General features: G+C 70.5%; 21 protein-coding genes. 8 read left to right on the top strand and 13 right to left on the bottom strand.

The features are described from left to right. Nucleotides 1–32 precede the first annotated feature (32 nt). From QFW96_RS19945 to dut, 4 genes are all read right to left on the bottom strand, one after another. Complete coding sequence (locus tag QFW96_RS19945) at nucleotides 33–731, bottom strand: DUF3159 domain-containing protein (protein WP_281457210.1); 699 nt, start codon at nucleotides 729–731, stop codon at nucleotides 33–35. Continuing rightward, nucleotides 728–1,105, bottom strand: coding sequence for an OB-fold nucleic acid binding domain-containing protein (locus tag QFW96_RS19950; protein ID WP_281457211.1), 378 nt, complete (start codon nucleotides 1,103–1,105; stop codon nucleotides 728–730). Before QFW96_RS19950 ends, QFW96_RS19945 begins: the two co-directional genes overlap by 4 nt. Before the next feature lie 178 nt (nucleotides 1,106–1,283). Further along, the gene (locus tag QFW96_RS19955; protein ID WP_281457212.1) at nucleotides 1,284–1,910 is read right to left on the bottom strand and encodes a DUF3710 domain-containing protein; all 627 of its coding nucleotides are present in this window, start codon (nucleotides 1,908–1,910) and stop codon (nucleotides 1,284–1,286) included. A 4-nt stretch (nucleotides 1,911–1,914) separates the two neighbouring features. Beyond that, entirely contained in the window at nucleotides 1,915–2,409 is a 495-nt protein-coding gene (dut, locus tag QFW96_RS19960) for a dUTP diphosphatase (protein WP_093416513.1), read from the bottom strand. 24 nt (nucleotides 2,410–2,433) lie between these two features. Between dut and QFW96_RS19965 the strand changes: the two genes are divergently transcribed. Beyond that, nucleotides 2,434–2,943: a DUF3093 domain-containing protein gene (locus QFW96_RS19965; protein WP_281457213.1), complete on the top strand. Its 510-nt coding sequence runs from the start codon at nucleotides 2,434–2,436 to the stop codon at nucleotides 2,941–2,943. A gap of 137 nt (nucleotides 2,944–3,080) precedes the next feature. On the opposite strand, the gene QFW96_RS19970 is transcribed toward QFW96_RS19965, so the two are convergent. Continuing rightward, the gene (locus QFW96_RS19970; RefSeq protein WP_093416518.1) at nucleotides 3,081–3,380 is read right to left on the bottom strand and encodes a DUF4193 domain-containing protein; all 300 of its coding nucleotides are present in this window, start codon (nucleotides 3,378–3,380) and stop codon (nucleotides 3,081–3,083) included. 481 nt (nucleotides 3,381–3,861) lie between these two features. On the opposite strand from QFW96_RS19970, the gene cei reads away from it, so the two are divergent. Further along, nucleotides 3,862–4,563, top strand: coding sequence for an envelope integrity protein Cei (gene cei, locus QFW96_RS19975; RefSeq protein WP_281457214.1), 702 nt, complete (start codon nucleotides 3,862–3,864; stop codon nucleotides 4,561–4,563). A gap of 91 nt (nucleotides 4,564–4,654) precedes the next feature. On the opposite strand, the gene QFW96_RS19980 is transcribed toward cei, so the two are convergent. Next, complete coding sequence (locus QFW96_RS19980; protein ID WP_281457215.1) at nucleotides 4,655–5,458, bottom strand: inositol monophosphatase family protein; 804 nt, start codon at nucleotides 5,456–5,458, stop codon at nucleotides 4,655–4,657. 87 nt (nucleotides 5,459–5,545) lie between these two features. Here QFW96_RS19980 and ppgK point away from each other — a divergent pair, with 87 nt between their 5' ends. The 3 genes from ppgK to QFW96_RS19995 all read left to right on the top strand — a co-directional run bounded on the left by ppgK (nucleotide 5,546) and on the right by QFW96_RS19995 (nucleotide 8,785). Then, nucleotides 5,546–6,307: a polyphosphate--glucose phosphotransferase gene (ppgK, locus tag QFW96_RS19985; RefSeq protein WP_281457216.1), complete on the top strand. Its 762-nt coding sequence runs from the start codon at nucleotides 5,546–5,548 to the stop codon at nucleotides 6,305–6,307. A gap of 423 nt (nucleotides 6,308–6,730) precedes the next feature. Continuing rightward, nucleotides 6,731–8,113: an RNA polymerase sigma factor gene (locus tag QFW96_RS19990; RefSeq protein ID WP_281457217.1), complete on the top strand. Its 1,383-nt coding sequence runs from the start codon at nucleotides 6,731–6,733 to the stop codon at nucleotides 8,111–8,113. A 483-nt stretch (nucleotides 8,114–8,596) separates the two neighbouring features. Continuing rightward, nucleotides 8,597–8,785, top strand: a complete 189-nt coding sequence (locus QFW96_RS19995; RefSeq protein WP_281457218.1) for a DUF7455 domain-containing protein — start codon at nucleotides 8,597–8,599, stop codon at nucleotides 8,783–8,785. 79 nt (nucleotides 8,786–8,864) lie between these two features. Here QFW96_RS19995 and QFW96_RS20000 read toward each other — a convergent pair whose 3' ends face one another. Next, nucleotides 8,865–10,076, bottom strand: coding sequence for a cysteine desulfurase-like protein (locus QFW96_RS20000; protein WP_281457219.1), 1,212 nt, complete (start codon nucleotides 10,074–10,076; stop codon nucleotides 8,865–8,867). Between the two features lie 177 nt (nucleotides 10,077–10,253). Beyond that, entirely contained in the window at nucleotides 10,254–12,023 is a 1,770-nt protein-coding gene (locus QFW96_RS20005; RefSeq protein ID WP_425524773.1) for a DEAD/DEAH box helicase, read from the bottom strand. Between the two features lie 257 nt (nucleotides 12,024–12,280). On the opposite strand from QFW96_RS20005, the gene QFW96_RS20010 reads away from it, so the two are divergent. Further along, nucleotides 12,281–13,441 (top strand): YihY/virulence factor BrkB family protein, encoded by a 1,161-nt coding sequence (locus QFW96_RS20010; protein WP_281457220.1) that lies wholly within the window; start codon nucleotides 12,281–12,283, stop codon nucleotides 13,439–13,441. Between the two features lie 26 nt (nucleotides 13,442–13,467). Here QFW96_RS20010 and QFW96_RS20015 read toward each other — a convergent pair whose 3' ends face one another. Together QFW96_RS20015 and QFW96_RS20020 are read right to left on the bottom strand one after the other, a co-directional pair. Then, nucleotides 13,468–13,719, bottom strand: a complete 252-nt coding sequence (locus QFW96_RS20015) for a DUF3039 domain-containing protein (RefSeq protein ID WP_093416538.1) — start codon at nucleotides 13,717–13,719, stop codon at nucleotides 13,468–13,470. Between the two features lie 72 nt (nucleotides 13,720–13,791). Next, nucleotides 13,792–14,139 carry a DUF3099 domain-containing protein gene (locus QFW96_RS20020; RefSeq protein WP_281457221.1) on the bottom strand — a complete coding sequence of 116 codons (348 nt, stop codon included), beginning with the start codon at nucleotides 14,137–14,139 and terminating at the stop codon, nucleotides 13,792–13,794. 136 nt (nucleotides 14,140–14,275) lie between these two features. Between QFW96_RS20020 and QFW96_RS20025 the strand changes: the two genes are divergently transcribed. Then, entirely contained in the window at nucleotides 14,276–14,950 is a 675-nt protein-coding gene (locus QFW96_RS20025) for a lysophospholipid acyltransferase family protein (RefSeq protein WP_281457222.1), read from the top strand. A gap of 37 nt (nucleotides 14,951–14,987) precedes the next feature. On the opposite strand, the gene QFW96_RS20030 is transcribed toward QFW96_RS20025, so the two are convergent. Further along, a complete protein-coding gene (locus QFW96_RS20030; protein ID WP_281457223.1) occupies nucleotides 14,988–15,638 on the bottom strand; it encodes a TetR/AcrR family transcriptional regulator in 651 nt (216 codons plus the stop codon). 99 nt (nucleotides 15,639–15,737) lie between these two features. Beyond that, nucleotides 15,738–16,319, bottom strand: coding sequence for an HhH-GPD-type base excision DNA repair protein (locus QFW96_RS20035; RefSeq protein WP_281457224.1), 582 nt, complete (start codon nucleotides 16,317–16,319; stop codon nucleotides 15,738–15,740). Nucleotides 16,320–16,621: 302 nt separating this feature from the next. Between QFW96_RS20035 and QFW96_RS20040 the strand changes: the two genes are divergently transcribed. Beyond that, complete coding sequence (locus QFW96_RS20040) at nucleotides 16,622–17,452, top strand: hypothetical protein (RefSeq protein ID WP_281457225.1); 831 nt, start codon at nucleotides 16,622–16,624, stop codon at nucleotides 17,450–17,452. 10 nt (nucleotides 17,453–17,462) lie between these two features. On the opposite strand, the gene QFW96_RS20045 is transcribed toward QFW96_RS20040, so the two are convergent. Next, entirely contained in the window at nucleotides 17,463–18,179 is a 717-nt protein-coding gene (locus QFW96_RS20045) for a class I SAM-dependent methyltransferase (protein WP_281457226.1), read from the bottom strand. Nucleotides 18,180–18,181: the final 2 nt, after the last annotated feature.

Consider the following 18,181-nt stretch of genomic DNA (forward strand, 5'->3'; position numbering starts at 1 on the left):
AGCGCCCCCCCCCCCGCCCCACGTCTCGGGCGCTACGCCTCGGCGACCGCCGCCGATTCCTCGGCGACCTTCTTGGCCCTGCGGATCGCCCACACCGTGACGATCAGCGCGATGCCGGTCAGCGGGTAGCCCATCGCGATCCGGGCGAAGGCCAGCCAGCCGGTCTGGTCGTTGTCGTAGAGCCACTGCTGCACCACGTACTTCGCGGCGAACACCGCGGTCCAGGACAGCGTGGCGATGTCGTAGGCGCGCATCGCGCGGCGCTGCTTGCGCCAGCTCATGCCCAGGCCGTTGAGCGCCGACCAGGCCACGCCCACCAGCGGCCAGCGGGCCGCCACCGACACCAGGAACACGCCGCCGTAGATCAGGCTGGTCCAGATGCCGAGCAGGAAGAAGCCCTTGGTCTCGCCGGACCGGTAGGCGATGAACGAGCAGACCGCCACGCCGAGCACGCCGGAGATCGCCGGTTGCAGCGGTTCCTTGCGCACCATGCGGAAGATCGCGATGGCGACGGCGACCCCGATGGAGGCCCAGATCGCCGGCATCATCGAGGTGAACGAGCTGACCACCACGAACACGACGATCGGCACAGCGGAGTAGGCGAGCCCGCTGACACCGCCCATCTGCTCCAGCAGGGTCTGCTCGGAAACACCGGTCCGGCCCTCGGGCCGCCGGTCGTCGTCGGCCTGCCGGGCGTTGATCCCGGCGGCCGAGGCGTCGTGTTCGCTCATGCGGTGTTCTGCAACTCGTAGTAGGGGTTGTACAGCACCTTGCGACCGTCCCGGACTGCGATCCGGCCACGGGCCTTCACGATACGGCCCGGCTCGATGCCGACGATGCGCCTCCGGCCGAGCCACACCAACGTCACCCCTTCGGTGCCGTCGTAGAGCTCGGCCTCCAGGGTGGGAGCGGATGTCTTGGGGCAGAGCTCGACGCTGCGCACCCGGCCCAGCACCACCGCTTCCTCCCCGCACTGGCACTCGCTGGCCCGCTGCGCACCGCCCGCCTGCGACCGGTCGGAGAGGTCGTCGGCGTCCAGTTCGGCGACGTCGCTGGTCAGCCTCCGCACGAAGCGTTTCCAGTAGCCGCCTTCGGTCTTGCTCATCTAGCGCTCCTGTGCGCCTCGGGGCTCGAATCCGCAGCCCGTGCACGTTCCAGCGTAACCGCCCCGGCAGGGGGAAACCCACGCCCGGCGGGATTAAGAAACCCACCGCACACCGGCGATTCCGCCCCACCCGATCGGGCGCGGGGTGGGGCGGTGCGGCCACCCCGCCCCGACCACCTCAGACCTGGCCGTTGGGGGTCTCGGTCTGCGCCTGCTGGATGTGCCGGAGGATCGCCTCGGGGAGCTCGATCGGCAGCGGCGTGCGCACCGGCATCGGCTCCGTCCCCCGGACGACCACGGTGTCGTCCAGCACGCCGTAGAGCAGGCGCGCGCACTCCTTGGCCGACTCCGCCGGACCGGCCGCCACGCCGCGCAGCAGCCAGCGCGGGCCGTCGACGCCGACGAACCGCAGCGCGGCCTTCGGCGAGTCGGCGACCAGCTCGACGCCCCAGTCGCCCTGCTCGGTGTGCACCCGCGCGCCGTCCTTGCGCAGCTGCTCGGCCAGCTCGTTGCTGACCTCATCCCACAGCCCGCCGCTGCGGGGCGCCGCGAAGGCGCTCACCGTCAGCCGGCCGACCGGGGTGACCAGGTGCACCGCGCGGACCGGGCCAGCCGGGTCGACCTCGACCTGCAGCTGACCGCCCTCGGGCACCGGAACCCGGACCGAGCCGAGGTCGAGCCGTTCCACCCCGGATTCGGGCGCCTCGGCCTCGTCGAACGGCCCCCGGGCGGGAGCCTGCGGCTCCGGCACCTCGTCCTCGACGGCCGCCTCGCGCTTGGACTTGCCCCGGCCCCTTCTGAACATCCCCTCAGACCTCCGTCCTGTGACCGGCACCGGTCGTTCCCGACGCCGTCAGCACCTCGTGACCACCTGTGGAGCCATAGCCACCGGCACCGCGCGACGACTCGGGCAGCTCGTCGACCTCGGCGAACACGGCGTGCTCGACCTTCTGCACGACGAGCTGGGCGATCCGGTCACCTCGTCGCAGCGACACCGGCTGCACCCGATCATGATTGATCAGGCAGACCTTGATCTCACCGCGGTACCCGGAATCGATCGTGCCGGGCGTGTTGACCACGCTGAGGCCGGTCTTGGCGGCCATGCCGGAGCGGGGGTGCACGAAACCCGCGTACCCCTCCGGCAGCGCCACGGCGACGCCGGTGCCCACGAGGGCGCGTTCACCCGGTTCGAGAACCACATCACTGGTGGTTACCAGATCGGCACCGGCATCCCCCGGTTTGGCGTATTCGGGAAGCGGTACGTCGGGGTCGACTCTGGTAAGCAGGACCTTCACGTTCGACACGGGCGGCGAGACTACCCTGAACACGTGTCGGAAAGCGTAGAAGCAGCCACCACGAACGGGGACACCCCCGGTCAGGCGAATGCGAAGGGGCAGGCCGTGTTCCGCGAGCGCCTGTACGCGTCCTGGTGGACCTGGCCGTTGCCGCTGATCGCGGCGGTGCTGATGGCCGCGCAGGTGCACATGGGCTACCCGGGCGTGCGCGCTTGGCTGCCCTACGTCGTGCTGGTGCCGCTGGCCATCGCGATCCCGCTGTGGCTGGGCAGGCTCAAGATCGAGGTCGCGGACGACGAGCTGTGGGTGGGGGACGCCCACCTGCCGCTGCGGTTCATCGACGAGGTCGAGATCGTGCCCGCCGCCGAGCAGCGCCGGGCGCTCGGCCCGGACCTGGACCCGGCCGCGTTCCTGGTGCACCGCTCGTGGGTGCGCACCTCGGTCCGCGTCTGGCTCGACGACCCGGACGACCCCACCCCGTACTGGGTGGTCAGCACCCGCAAGCCCGAGAAGCTCAGAGCGGTGCTGCTCGGCGAGTCCTGAGCAGCACCGGATCCGCATTGGTCCCGGGTGACCGGAACAATGCGAAATCGGCGGTGTTGTTCTCACCGGGAAAAACACTGGGCACACGCCCCGCGTGTGCCCAGCTACTTCCCGCTTGTGCGTCGTCGACGTGCGCCTCAGGCGGCGCAATCACGGCAGATGAACTGGCCGTTCTTGGTCTCGGCCAGCCGGCTGCGGTGATGAACGAGGAAGCAGCTTGAGCAGGTGAACTCGTCAGCCTGCTTCGGGAGCACCTTGACGGTCATCTCCTCACCGGACAGGTCAGCGCCCGGCAGTTCGAAGTTCTCCGCGATCGCCCCTTCGTCTTCGTCGACGACGCCGGATTGCGCATCGTTGCGTCGCGCCTTCAGCTCCTCCAACGAGTCCTCCGCCAAGTCCTCGGACTCGCGGCGAGGAGCGTCGTAGTCGGTCGCCATCGTGATTCACCCCTGCGTTAGTGGAGACTGCAATGGTGTGCCGCTGGTAAACGTTCCAGGACCCGAATTTGTGCCCGATGGGACAGTGATCGCGGTCTCGCCCTGCAACGCGTCTAGTTCCCCCGTAAAGAGCGACTCGCCTCAACCCGGCACTCCGTGAGGCGCCGAGAGGGTAGCTCATTACTTCTGCGAACACGCAGCAGGTCACCCGTAGGTGTGGCATTACGCGCATCCGGCGGGCATCGTAGATCAAGATCGGACGAGCCGAGGGGGCGCGCGGAGCCGCTCTCCCGGTTGCTCCCCCGATCGCCTCGTGATGCGATGCGCTCGCGGTTTCCCGGGCGACGTCGGCATCGCGATGATCACGGGGAGATCAAGACACGGCAGCGGCGACCAACACCGCGCACCACAGGTTCAACCCCTAGGCTGATCCAGTGCGGGCGGGAGCACGCGGTTCCGAGGCATCCAGGGAGGGGCGGACGTGGCAGCCGTAGGTGCAAGGTGGGGTCGTCGGGTCGGATATCGCCGACGTCGACCACTGCCCGCGCTGGTCGTGCTGGTGGCGCTGGTGGTGTTGTCCGGACTGCTGTGGACGCGCGTCTTCGGCTCCGTGGAGGACATCGACGCCGCCACCACGTGCAACCCGCCCGGAGCCCCGACCGCCCCGCCCGAGGTCAGCGGGCAGCCCGCGCAGGTCCCGCTGGGCACCATGCTGCAGCGCGACGCGCTGGACTCCACGACCCCGGTCCCGCCGCAGGACGTGCACGTGCGGGTGCTCAACGGCAACGGCGAGAGCCGCCAGGCCACGATGGTCGGCGATGAGCTCGCGAGCCTGGGCTTCACGGCTGCCGGCGCCGACAACGACGCCGTCTACGTCAACTACGACCTGCAGTGCCACGGCCAGATCCGGTTCGGCGCGGCAGGCATGAGCGCTGCGCGCACGTTGAGCCTGATCGCGCCGTGCGCGCAGCTGGTGCGCGACGAGCGCGAGGACGCGGGCGTGGACTTCGCGCTGGGCGCGGAGTTCGACGACATCAAGAGCACCCAGGAGGCCAAGCAGATCCTGCAGCAGCTGCAGAACTGGGTGCCGCAGCGCGATCAGCAGGAGAGCGCGCAGCAGGAGGTCACGCCGCCGAAGATCAGCGAGGAGCTGCTCACCAACGCGCGCGACGTGCACTGCTGATAACGATTCACCACAGGGCCGGCAACGGCTCCTCAACGATCCCGTGGCGGAAACCCGGCCGAGAAGTGGCGGGTTTCCGCCACCGTCGTCTCTAGACCGCTCCCGCGTCGGCGGCGCGCAGCGCGGCGGTCAGCCCGTCGGCCACGCCCGGGGTGGCGCACACCAGCATCTCGTCGCCCAGCCCGTCGGAGGAACCCGCGGCGGGCAGCCGCAGCGTCGCCCCGGCCTCCTCGGCGACCAGCGCCCCGGCGGCCCAGTCCCAGCGGTTGAGCCCGACCTCGTAGGTCGCGTCCAGCCAGCCGGCCGCGACCGCGCACAGGTCCAGCGAGGCGGCTCCGGCGCGCCGGATGTCGCGCACCTGCCCCAGCAGGTCGCCCACGACCCGGGCCTGGGCGGTGCGCCGCCGCACGTCGTAGGCGAAGCCGGTGCCCACCAGCGCCAGGTCCAGCCGGTCGGCGCCGGAGACGCGCAGCGGTCGCCCGTCCAGGAACGCGCCGCGCCCGGCCGCGGCGCTCCAGACCCGCCCGGAGACGGGTTCGACGACGGCACCGGCGACCGACCGGCCGTCGAGCTGCGCGGCGAGCGAGACGGCGTAGAACGGGAATCCGTAGAGGTAGTTCACGGTGCCGTCGATCGGGTCGACGACCCAGCGCAGCCCGTCCAGGGCGCCGTCGCCGCCTTCCTCCTCGCCCAGCACCGACTCGCCCGGGCGCAGCTCGGCGAGGCGCTCGCGCACCAGGCGTTCCACGGCGCGATCGCCCATCGTGACGACGTCGGTCTCGGTGCTCTTCGTTCCGACACCGTCGGTGACCGCCTCGTCACGCACGGTGCGAGCCAGTTCGGCGGCTTCGCGCGCGATCCGCACCGCGACCTCGGACAAAGCTGTTGCGTCCACATCTTTTGCCAATCCCACGCAGACATCGCAACACAGTCCCGTTAAGGTCTCCACACCTTGGTCTGAATCGAATAGGAAGGATCAGCCATGGCGACAGCCCGCGGGTTCGGCGTGGATATCGGCGGATCCGGCATCAAGGGATCGCCGGTCGACATCGATGCCGGAGTGCTGGCCGAGGAGCGCTTGCGCATCCCGACGCCGCAACCCTCGACCCCGGACGCGGTTGCCGATTCCGTGGCCGAGATCGTCGAGAAGTTCGCCTGGACCGGCCCGGTCGGAGTCACGCTCCCCTGCGTCATCAAGGACGGCACGGCGCTGACGGCCGCCAACATCGACAAGGGCTGGATCGGTACCGATGCCCAGTCGCTGTTCGCGGAGCGCCTCGGACGCGCCCGGGAGGAGATCGTCGTGCTCAACGACGCCGACGCGGCCGGTGTCGCGGAGATGCGGGTCGGCGCGGGCGTCGGGCACCAGGGCCAGGTCGTGGTGCTGACCTTCGGCACCGGGATCGGCAGCGCGATGTTCATCGACGGCAAGCTCATCCCCAGCACCGAGTTCGGCCACATCGAGGTCGACGGCCACGACGCCGAGTCGCAGGCCGCCGCATCGGTCAAGGACGACCTGGAGCTCTCCTACGAGGAGTGGGCGCCGCGGGTGACCCGGTACATCCAGTCCCTGGAGAAGTTCATCTGGCCGGACCTGTTCATCGCCGGAGGCGGTGTCAGCCGGAAGGGCCACAAGTGGATCCCGCTGCTGGAGACCCGCACCCCCGTGGTGGCCGCTGCGCTGCGCAACGACGCCGGCATCGTCGGCGCCGCCATGGCGGCCGCGAGCAGCGAGCACAGCTGATCCGACCGCTGCCGGGCACAGCGACGACCGCGCGCTGGGCCCGGCCGCGGCGGGGTTGATCGAGTGACCCCCGTCGGAGTGTTCGGCACGGCTCGCAACGGGCCTCCGGAGCCGTGCCTAGCACACATCGAGACCCGCGGACTCCGCCTTGCAGCGGAACCGCACCCCCGCATCGCGGTTACAATGGAACGCGACCCACTTGGTTCGAAGTCCTTTTGGCTGGTGAACACTGGTGAACCCGCCCGCTGGTGCAAACCGACACCGACGGCGGGGGCCGGTGCGCCGGCGAGCCGACCACCCCGGCAGTTCGGGTGATCGTTCGCCAGCCAGGACGCCGAATCGGGTGGGCTGTTCCCCGACCTTTGGCGGCCGAGGTTTCGCGCCCTCCGGCCAGCCCTGATCGACCGTCGCGAAAGGGCGTACGTGGCAGCCGCAGAAACCGCAACCCGACGCTCCAGCACCGCCGCAACCGCCGGCGGCGCCCAAGCCGAGTCGGGCCAGTCCCAGGCCACCCCAGCTTCGGAGGCGGCTGCTTCGTCTGACGTCGAGCAGACGAAGCCTGCCGCGCGCAAGAGCACCGCCAAGAGCTCCGCGGGTGCGAAGTCGACGACACGCAAGACCGCAGCCAAGAAGAGCACCGCCAAGACCCCGGCGAAGAAGACGGCGAAGTCGGCTTCCGCCAAGGGCACCGGCGAGGGCATGGAGATCGACGAACCGATCGAGACCGACCTGACCTCCCCGGAGGTCGGCGATCTCGCGGACGTCGAGGTGGAGATTCCCGAAGAACCGGTTCCGGACGAGGACTCCAAGGAGTCCGGCGACTTCGTCTGGGACGAGGAGGAGTCCGAGGCGCTCCGCCAGGCGCGCAAGGACGCCGAGCTCACCGCGTCCGCGGACTCGGTGCGGGCCTACCTCAAGCAGATCGGCAAGGTCGCGCTGCTCAACGCCGAGGAAGAGGTCGAGCTGGCCAAGCGCATCGAGGCCGGCCTCTACGGTGCCGAGCGGTTGCGCCAGATCGAGGAGTCCGGCGAGCAGCTGACCACGCAGATGCGGCGCGACCTGCGCTGGATCGTGCGTGACGGCGAGCGCGCCAAGAACCACCTGCTGGAGGCGAACCTCCGGCTCGTGGTCAGCCTCGCCAAGCGCTACACCGGCCGCGGCATGGCGTTCCTGGACCTGATCCAGGAGGGCAACCTCGGCCTGATCCGCGCGGTCGAGAAGTTCGACTACACCAAGGGCTACAAGTTCTCCACGTACGCGACCTGGTGGATCCGCCAGGCCATCACGCGTGCGATGGCCGACCAGGCGCGCACCATCCGCATCCCGGTGCACATGGTCGAGGTCATCAACAAGCTCGGCCGCATCCAGCGCGAGCTGCTGCAGGACCTCGGTCGCGAGCCCACGCCGGAAGAGCTCGCCAAGGAAATGGACATCACCCCGGAGAAGGTGCTGGAGATCCAGCAGTACGCCCGGGAGCCCATCTCGCTCGACCAGACCATCGGCGACGAGGGCGACAGCCAGCTCGGTGACTTCATCGAGGACTCCGAGGCGGTCGTCGCGGTCGACGCGGTGTCGTTCACGCTGCTGCAGGACCAGCTGCAGTCGGTGCTGGCGACGCTGTCGGAGCGCGAGGCGGGCGTGGTCCGGCTGCGCTTCGGCCTCACCGACGGCCAGCCGCGGACGCTGGACGAGATCGGCCAGGTCTACGGGGTCACCCGGGAACGGATCCGGCAGATCGAGTCCAAGACGATGTCGAAGCTGCGCCACCCGTCGCGGTCCCAGGTCCTCCGGGACTACCTGGACTGACCGGATTGTCCGGAACCGGCCGTCGATCCTCTCGGATCGGCGGCCGGTTTCGTGTGTCCACTTCGGTCCGCGGAGGGCGGTTCGAGCGGCTCCGGAGGCCGGATTCCGGTCCGAGGGCTGAGATTCGCTGTTCGCTTCCAGAGGAACGGAGCCGACCACAGATCGTCATATTTGTGATCCAGGGCACGGTGAAAACCCTTGACGCGACCGGACGTTTGCCCAGCTAGATCCATTGATCTTTACATCGTCGCAGGTCAGAGACTTGCTTCAGTTGTTGATCACACTCCGCGAGGACCGCTGCTGCAACCGGGTGCTTCATGGTGACGACCGTCGCTAGCCCGCGCGGGAACACTGACTCCGGCCAGAACGTCTGGAAGAGTGGAGCCAACGAGCACCGACCCTGCAGCCAGTAGGACACCGGTGGTCGTAGCAGGATCGAGGGCGTCGGGATGAAATCCGACGCCGGGACGGAGGGAGATATCGATGCCGGGAACGCTCACCCGCCCCGAGCTGACCGCCGCCGACCGCTGCGACCGCTGCGGGGCCGCTGCCAAGCTTCGCGCCGTACTGCCGTCCGGTGGCGAGCTTCTGTTCTGCGGGCACCACGCCCGCGCCTACGAGGCCGGCCTGAAGGACGTCCAGGCCGACCTCCAGCAGGACGAGCAGCAGTGACAACCTGATCAGCCAGGTCACCGGGCCCCCGCAGCCGCGCGCTGCGGGGGCCCGGTGCGTTTCGGCCCGCTCGGGCGGATCAGGCGCTGACTTCGCCCAGGGCGGTCAGCAGGCGGTCGACCTCCTCGGCGGTCGAGTAGTGCGACAGGCTCGCCCGGACCCCGCCCTCCGGGCCGATGCCGAGGGCGTGCACGAGCTCCCACGCGTAGGAGTGCCCAGCGGAGACGTTGAGCCCGCGTTCCGACAGCGCCGCGGAGACCTCCGCAGGCGCCTTGCCCCGGACGCTGAAGAACGCGGTGGGCGTCGTCGGCCCCTGCGGGGCGCCGTGCCGCCGCACGCCGCTCAACCCGGCCAGACCGTCGAACAGGCGGTTCGCCAGCCGCGCTTCGTGGGCGGCGACGGCCTCCCGCGAGGTCGCGAGCCGTTCGGCCCGGGTTCCGGTGGCGTCGGTGTCCAGGTCGGCCAGGTGCTCGACGGCGGCGACGACGCCGGCCATCGCGGCGAACGGGTTGGTGCCGAGCTCGAAGCGCTCCGGGGAGCTCTCCGGCGAGGGCTTGAGCTTGTCGGGGTGCAGGTTCTCCAATCCCCACGGGTCGGCGGCCACGACCGCGGCCAGGTGCGGCCCCGCCCACTTGTAGGCGCTGGTGGCGTAGAAGTCCGCACCCAGATCGGCGATGCGCACGTGCGCGTGCGGGCAGTGCTGCACGCCGTCGACGTAGGACAGCGCGCCGACCTCGCGCGCCCGGTCGGTGATGGGCTTGAGGTCCGGCACGACGCCGAGGATGTTGGAGGCGGCGGTGACGGCGACGAGCTTGGTGCGGTCCCCGATCAGCCCGACGACCTCGTCGACCCGGAGCTCCCCGGTGGCCGGGTCGATCTCGGCGGTGCGCACGGTCGCCCCGGCCCGCTGCGCGAGCTGCACCCACGGCCGGACGTTGGCGTCGTGGTCGAGGTTGGTCACCACGATCTCGTCACCGGGGTTCCAGCCGAGCGCCAGCACGCCGGCGAACCGGTAGGTCAAGGCCGTCATGCTGGGGCCGAAGGTCACGCACGCCGGGTCGGGGGCGCCGACCAGATCGGCCACCGCGCCGCGGGCCTCGGCGACGATCCCGGAGGAGCGGCGGCTCGACTCGTAGGGCCCGCCCACGTTCGACAGCCCGGCGCGGTAGGCGTCGCTGATCGCCTCGATCACCGCCTCGGGCACCTGCGTGCCCGCGGCCCCGTCCAGCCACGCCCGGCCGTCGGCCAGGGCGGGGTACTGCGCCCGTACCTTCTCAACGTCGAATCCCATGCCACGACCCTAGAAGACCGGACACCCCACCAAGATCATCGCCCTCGGTCCCACGGTCACGGTGCCGACGTCCGTCACCAGGGGACAGTTTTAGTGATAACTGTCCGGACATTTCGGACATCGATCATGGACAGTTACGGCTAAAACTGTCCCCCACCCGGGACCCGAGCCGCAGGATCACCAGGAGCGGAGGGTGGCGATGCGCTCCTCGAGCTGCTCGACGGTCGCCATCGACGTGGGCGGGCCGCCGCAGGCCTTCTGCAGCTCGTTGTAGATCTTCCCGTGCGGCTTGCGGGTGCGGTGGTGGTGCAGCGACACCAGCGTGTTGAGCTCCTTGCGGAGCTTCTGCAGCCGCTCCTGCACGGTCTGCGGGCGCGCGGCCTGCTCGGCCTGCTCGGCGGCCTTGGCCGCCTTCGCCTCCGCCTCGCGCTTGCCGACGTCCTGCAGCTGCTGCGACTGCCGCTGCCGCAGCAGCGCCTTGACCTGGTCCGGTTCCAGCAGGCCCGGCAGACCGAGGTAGTCCTGCTCCTCGTCGGTGGTGCTGAACGCGGCGGTGCCGAACGACGACCCGTCGTAGATCACCTGGTCCAGCTCGGCCTCGGCACCCAGCGAGGTGAACGCCTTCTCCTCCTCGCCGGGCTCGTCGCGCTGGGCGTTGGCCGCGGCGACCAGCTCGTCGTCCCAGCCGTCCTTCTCCCGGTGCGGCTTGCCCAGCACGTGGTCGCGCTGCGCCTCCAGCTGGCTGGCCAGCTCCAGCAGCACCGGCACGCTGGGCAGGAAGATGCTGGCCGTCTCCCCCGGCCGCCGCGACCGCACGAAGCGACCGATGGCCTGGGCGAAGAACAGCGGCGTGGAGGCGCTGGTGGCGTAGACGCCGACGGCCAGGCGCGGCACGTCGACGCCCTCGGAGACCATCCGGACCGCGACCATCCACTTGTCCTCGGACTCGGCGAAGTCACCGATCCGCGACGACGCCTGCGGGTCGTCGGAGAGCACCACGACCGGTTCCGATCCGGTGATCTCGTGCAGCGCCTTGGCGTAGGCCTTGGCCGTGGGGTGGTCGGTGGCGATCACCAGCCCGCCCGCGTCCGGGATGCCGCCCTGGCGCAGCTGCTCCAGCCGCGTGTCGGCGGCCTTGAGCACCGCCGGGATCCACTCCCCGGCCGGGTCCAGCGCGGTCCGCCACGCGCGGGCGGTCTGCTCGGCGGTGAGCGGCTCGCCGAGTCGCGCGCTGAACTCGTCCCCGGCGTTGGTGCGCCAGCGCGCCTCGCCCGAGTAGGCCAGGAACAGCACCGGCCGCACGACGCCGTCGGCGAGCGCGTCGGAGTAGCCGTAGGAGTGGTCGGCGCGGCTGCGCAGCGAGCCGTCGGCGTCGGGCTCGTAGCCGATGAACGGGATCGGCGAGTCGTCGCTGCGGAACGGCGTACCGGTCAGCGACAGCCGCCGCACCGCGGGCGTGAAGGCCTCGCGGATCGCGTCGCCCCACGACTTGGCGTCACCGGCGTGGTGCACCTCGTCCAGGATCACCAGCGTCTTGCGGCGCTCGGTGCGCACCCGGTGCAGGTTGGGGTGGGCGGCGACCTGCGCGTAGGTGACCACGACGCCGCGGTAGTCGCTGGAGGTGACGCCGTCGGCGTTGCGGAAGTTCGAGTCCAGCGGGATCCCGGCGCCGCCCGCCGCCAGCGCCCACTGGTGCTTGAGGTGCTCGGTCGGCGCGACCACGGTGACCTGCTCGACGGTGCGGTCGGCCAGCAGCTCGGCGGCCACCCGCAGACCGAAGGTCGTCTTGCCCGCCCCCGGCGTCGCGACCGCGAGGAAGTCCTGCGGCCGGTTGGCCAGGTACTTGGTGAGGGCTCGCCGCTGCCAGGCTCGAAGTGGCCGGGACGGTGCCTGCGAGGGATTGCTCAGAACTGATCGGACGGAATAGTCGAGTTGCGTTTCGGACACGCCGGCTCGCCGCTCCCTTCCTCGTCTCCCCAAACCGGATGGTGCGGGCACATCCGTTGAGCCCCGCTACCGCCACGCTCCCCCCGGAGCCACCGGAACCGGATCAACCAGCACCGATCAACTTGTGGCGGGCCGTCGTGCAGCTTACCTTCGCGCTTCGATCAACACCGGTTCGGCCGATCGAGACGGTTCCGACACTCCGGTTTCAACACCTCGACGCCTGCGCGCGCGGTCCATGCAGCATCCTTGTAGGCGAGATGGGTTCGCCAAGTTCGCCAGACAGTCGGGGGCGCAGCGCAACCGCGGCGCGGGACGAGGTCCCGGTCCGCCGCGGTCCCCTGCGCTTGATCGCGCGCACCCTGGACAAGGCGTGGTGGGACAACATCTTCTCGGAGTCGGCGGCCGCCGCGTTCTGGCAGACGATGTCGCTGCCACCGCTGCTGCTGGGTCTGCTGGGCAGCCTGGGCTACCTGGGCGACTGGTTCGGCCCCGCGATCGTCGACGCGGTGCACGACAAGATCCTGGCGTTCTGCTCCACGGTGTTCACCAGCAGCGTCGTGGACCAGATCATCGGGCCGACGGTCGGCGACATCCTCACCAAGGGGCGCAGCGAGATCGCCTCGATGGGTTTCCTGCTGTCGCTGTGGGCCGGCTCGTCGGCGCTGGCGTCGCTGGTCGACTCGATCACGCAGGCCTACGACCAGTACCTGGTGCGCAACAGCGTCTGGCAGCGGATCGTGGCGCTGCTGCTGTACCTGGTGGGGCTGGTGCTGGCGATCGTGGGGCTGCCGGTGATCGCCCTGGGCCCGGAGTGGCTGCCCACGGTGTTCCCGCACTTCCTGCAGGACGACGTCACCTGGCTGATCCACGCCATCTACTACCCCGCCACGGCCGCCGGGCTGGTGATCGCGCTGGCGACGCTCTACAGCGTGGCGCTGCCGCGCAAGCTGCCCTGGCACCGGGGCGTGCCGGGCGCGCTGCTGGCGATGGTGCTGTTCCTGGTGGCCAGCTACGGGCTGCGGGTCTACATCACGTGGATCACCAGCACCGGCTACACCTACGGCGCGCTGGCCACGCCGATCGCGTTCCTGCTGTTCGCGTTCTTCATCGGGTTCGCAATCATCATGGGCGCCGAGTTCAACAACGCGATCCAGGAGATGTGGCCGGCGAAGATGACGCGCCGGGAGCGTCGCCGCTGGCGCCGCCTGGAGATGCGGCGGCTGGCGCAGCGGATGCACACCGAGGACGGCTACCGGGCGTGGCGCGAGGACAACACTCCCCCGCCGCACGACGACGAGCCCGAGCCGCGATCCGGGCAGCAGCCGAAGGCGGACCCGCCGTCGGATCCGGAACCGCCGACCAACGGCAAGCCGGTGGGGTTCAAGCGCCCGGGCCAGCCCGAACCGCACGGCGGCTGACCCGCGGCGGTTCGGGGAGCACCGCTCTACTCGTCACCGCCGCCCGGGGGCAGCGACTCGAAGATCTCCTTGCAGTCCGGGCAGACCGGCGAGCCCGGCTTGGCGGACTTGGTCACCGGGAAGACCTCACCGCACAGCGCCACCACGAAGGTGCCCATGACCGCGCTCTCGGCGATCTTGTCCTTCTGCACGTAGTGGAATACCTCGGGACGATCATCGCTTTCCTGATCAGCGGTCTCGTTCCGGGTGTCGGTCTCCGGCAGCGTCATCGTGCTCATGTCACCAATGATGCCGCACACCGCATGGGTCTGTCCGCAGCGGTGGCGCTCCCGCTTCGAGGAAAGCGAAGGTCAGGCGCTTTCGATGACCTGGTGCCCTGGGGATTCGATGCTGCGGTGCGACCGGCGGAACCGGTTGACGTGCTCGGTCTTGCGCGCGGGCCGGTCGTTGGCGATCAGCACCGCCATCCACGGCAGCGGGATGGAGATCGCCAGGATGATCAGTGACAACCACCACAGCTGCCACAGCTGGAACACGACCACCGCCCCGATCAGGCACGGGATGCGGCTGGCCATCATGATCGCGTATCGGCGGCGACGCATCGCCTGCTGATCGTCCATCGACGGCTGGGCCTCGGTGATCAGCACCGGGGAGTCGTCACGATGTGAAGTGTTCACGACGCTACCTCCGAATTCCATGCTCCCACCCGCGCCTGCCCGCCGATACCCCCGGGGGCGGCCGATTGCCCCCTCCGGTTGACCCGCGAGACCCACGCTCGAAACCTCCTGGGGTTAGATTCGAGGCGGAGCGAGAACCAGCGGGAGAGGCAGGACGATGCTGTACGCGGTGAGCAAACGGGTCGTGGGCGCGGTGGCGCGGTCCGTCTACCGGCCGAAGGTCATCGACGCGGAGAAGGTGCCCACCACGGGCCCGGTGATCCTCGCGCCGAACCACCTCGCCGTGCTGGACAGCTTCATCGTCCCGCTGGTGCTGCCGCGCCCGGTGGCGTTCCTGGCCAAGGCCGAGTACTTCCAGGGGACCGGCGTGAAGGGCGGCCTCAGCAAGTGGCTGTTCAGCTCGCTGGGCGCGATCCCCGTCGAGCGGGGGCGCGGCCGCGCCGCGATGGAGGCGATCGGCGCGGCCGAGCAGGTGCTGCGCGACGGCGGTGCCTTCGGCATCCACCCGGAGGGCACCCGCTCCCCCGACGGCCGCCTCTACCGGGGCCGCACCGGCGTCGCCCGGCTCACGCTCAGCACCGGTGCCCCGGTCGTCCCGGTCGCGCTGACCGGGACCGACAAGCTCCAGCCGCGCGGCACCAAGATCCCCCGGCTCGCCCCGGTCACGGTCCGCTTCGGCGACCCGCTGGACTTCTCCCGCTACGCGGGCATGGAGTCCTCGCTGCCGGTCCTGCGCTCCATCACCGACGAGATCATGTACTCCATCGCCGAGCTCTCGGACCAGGAGTACGTCGACAAGTACCAGAAACCGGGCGCAGCAGCGGCCGCCTGACCTCCCCACCCAGAGGTCGGTGTTCGCCCTCGGTGGGTCAGGTGCGCATGTGGCGGTGGAGGGTTTCGGCGGCTTCGCGGATCTCGGGGAGCCCTTCGTCGCCGACGCCCGCGGCGCGCAGGGCGGCGTCGGCACCGGTGCGGGCGAAGTCGTCGGGATCGAGGTGCCGCGTGTCGCGGCGGATGAGGATGACGCTCTCGACGACGCCGAAGACGAAGTCCGCCCGCGACGTCCCTTCCGGTCCGGCGAGGGTTTCCACCAGGACGCGGTAGGCCGCTTTGAGCTCGGCCCGCTGTCGGCGGAACTCCTCGAAGCGCGGCCCGGCGATCTCCGGCAGCAGGTGGAGCGCCCCTAGGTTGTGCTCACCGCCGGCCAGCAGCGCGATGTCGGCGCGGCAGAGCGCCCACAACCGCGCGGCGGGGTCCTCGGAGCGCTGCAGCAGAGCCGCGGCGAACTCCGCGGAGGGCCGCACGGTGCGCTCCAGCAGCGCGGCCAGCACGTCTTGCTTGGTCTCGAAGTAGTGGTACAGCGCGGCCTGCCGCAGTCCGGCGCGGTCGGCCAGCATCCGCGTGGTCGTGGCCGCGAAACCGCGCTCGGTGAACAGCGCCGCACCCGCGGCGAGCAGGTCCTCCCGGGAATCGCCGGTCCCCGCCGATCCGGCCCGAGGCCGTCCCACTTTCGCTCGCACCCGGCCAGCATTCCCGATCGCGGCGGTGTCCGGGGGCGTGACGGGCGCGTTCGCCCGAGTGCGAAACGCGCTTCTCACACCGGCTAACCCGGGCGTGATCTACTGCTTCGCGGCCTTCGCGGCGGCCTTCTGCTCCTTCTTGAAGGAGCGGACCTCCTGGAGGGTCTGCTCGTCGACGACGTCGGCGATGGAGCGGCGGGAGCCGTCGTCGCCGTACGCGCCTGCCGCTTCGCGCCAGCCCTTCGGCTGGACACCGCGCTGCTTGCCGAGCAGGGCGAGGAAGATGCGGGCCTTCTGGTCGCCGTAGCCGGGCAGGGCCTTGAGCCGCTTGAGGACTTCCTTGCCGTCGGGGTCGCCGTCGGTCCAGATCCGCTCGGTCCGCCCGTCGTAGTGCTCGACGACGTGCTGCGCGAGGGCCTGCACGCGCTTGGCCATCGACCCGCCGTAGCGGTGGATCGCCGGCTTCTGCACGCAGAGCTCGACGAACTCCTCCGGATCGCACTCGGCGATCTTGGTGACGTCGAACCCGCCCATCCGGTCATCGATCTTCTTCGGCCCGGCGAACGCCAGCTCCATCGCCACCTGCTGATCCAGCAGCATGCCGGTGAGCAGGGCGAACGAGTCCTCGGAGAGCAGGCGGTCCGCCTCGGCGTCGCCGGTCAGGTGCAGTGCGTCGGACATGCCCGCATCATCTCACGCACCCGGGACCCGGGCGTGCTCCCGACTCACCCGGCCAGTTCCGCGCGGGAAGCGACCCCGGCGAGGAGACGGCGCACCGCGAACCCATGACCGCGCGTGCCGATGACGAGGAACCGGGCTCAGCGCGAGCCACACCGCGTCGGGATCGGCGTCGACCCCGACCGAGTGCTCATCGATGCGGGGAAGCTGCGAGACCTCCACCCGCCGCACGCTACGCGCCGAACAACCGCTCGTGACCGCTTCCGCCGAACACGCGCCCTGGGCGCTTTGGCAGGCTGTGGCGCGTGCGCACCTGGACGTCGAGCCTCGATCGGGCCACGCGGCTGTTCTGGCGGATCACCGGCCGCCCCGTCGACCTCGCCGGTTCCGAGCCCTGGCTCGACGCGCCGATGCACGACCGCTCGGTCGTCGGCGAGGACTGGTTGCTCCCCCACGACCACGGCGACGCGGACGAGACCGGGCTGCTCGCCGACATGTCGGAGCTGGACGGGCCGGATTTCCGAGCGGCCGACCTGCACCCGGACGTCCGGGACTTCTACGAGCGCACCTCGCGGTGGCGGATGGAGGTGTGGACCCAGTGGAACCCGGTGTTCCAGCCCGGCGGTGAGGTCGTCTCCCGGCTGTTCGGACGCCGCGTGCAGCAGCTCGCGCTGCCCACCCGGCCGCTCGACGTGGCCTGCGGCATGGACAGCAAGGTCGTGCCCGTCCTAGATCCCGGCGGGACCCGGCGTGCCGCCGCGTGGATCCGGACGCTGCGCTCGACCGGCGAGTACGTCTACAGCGGGCACTACGCGACCCGGACGCTGCCGGGTCGGCGCAGCCCGAGCGTGCACGTGGCGTTCCCACTCGAATCAGGCAACGTCCAGGTCTTCCTGCGTCCCGTGGCGCTGCCCGGGGGCGGTCTGGAGCTGCGGTCGCCCGCCGGTGCGTTCGGCCAGGACGGCGCCTACGCCGTCGTCGCGGACGGCGGGCGCACCTTCGCCGCCCGCATCCCGATCCACGAGACCTTCCACGTCTTCGTCGACAACGAGGGGACCCTGCGCACCGACCACGCCCTGCACCTGTGGTCCGCCCCCGTGGTGCGCCTGCACTACAAGCTCGTCCGGGCCGGTTGAGGTGGGTTGATCAGTCGGTGCGCCGGGTGAGGTAGACGTGCTCCTCGTCGGGGCGGTCCGGAGCCTCCCTGACTTCGAGGAGGTCGAAGCCCGCTTCGGCGAGGCTCGTCGCGATCTCCTCCTCGGTGCGGAAGCGGAGGGTGGAGTCGGAGAGGAGCTCCTCGCCGTCGGGGAAGCGGTAGGTGCTGCGGAAGGAGACCAGCGGCGGCGTCACGTCGGTCAGCTCGTCGTGCCGTTCGACCAGGCCGATACCCGGCAGGTCGACGCTGGTGGTGCCGGGCCACCGCTCCCACGCCCGGCGCGCCGGTTTGCGGCTCTCGAACACCAAGTGGGTTCCCGGCCGCAGGGCGGCGCGGACGCTGAGCAGGACTCGCGTCCACTCCTCGTCGGTGGTGAAGAGCTGCGCGACGTTGCCGGTCATCACCGCCAGGTCGGCGGCGATCGTCGGCAGGATCGTGGCGTCGCAGCGCACCCAGACGACGCGGGCAGACCCGTCCTTGGCGCGGGCGACCGCGAGGGATGCCTCGGCCGGGTCGGTCCCGACGACCGTGCGCCCGGTCTCCTCCAGCCGGATCGCCAAAGAGCCGGTTCCGCAGCCGACGTCGAGGACCCGGGCCGAGCCCAGCTCGTCGGCGATCTCCAGGTAGGCGTCGAGGTCACTGCGGTCCGGTTCGAACGCGTCGTAGAGCGGCGCGAGCCGGGGATGGGCGAACATCGCGTCAGGCACCG

Source organism: Saccharopolyspora ipomoeae, assembly GCF_029952525.1.
In the GTDB taxonomy this organism is placed as follows: domain Bacteria; phylum Actinomycetota; class Actinomycetes; order Mycobacteriales; family Pseudonocardiaceae; genus Saccharopolyspora; species Saccharopolyspora ipomoeae.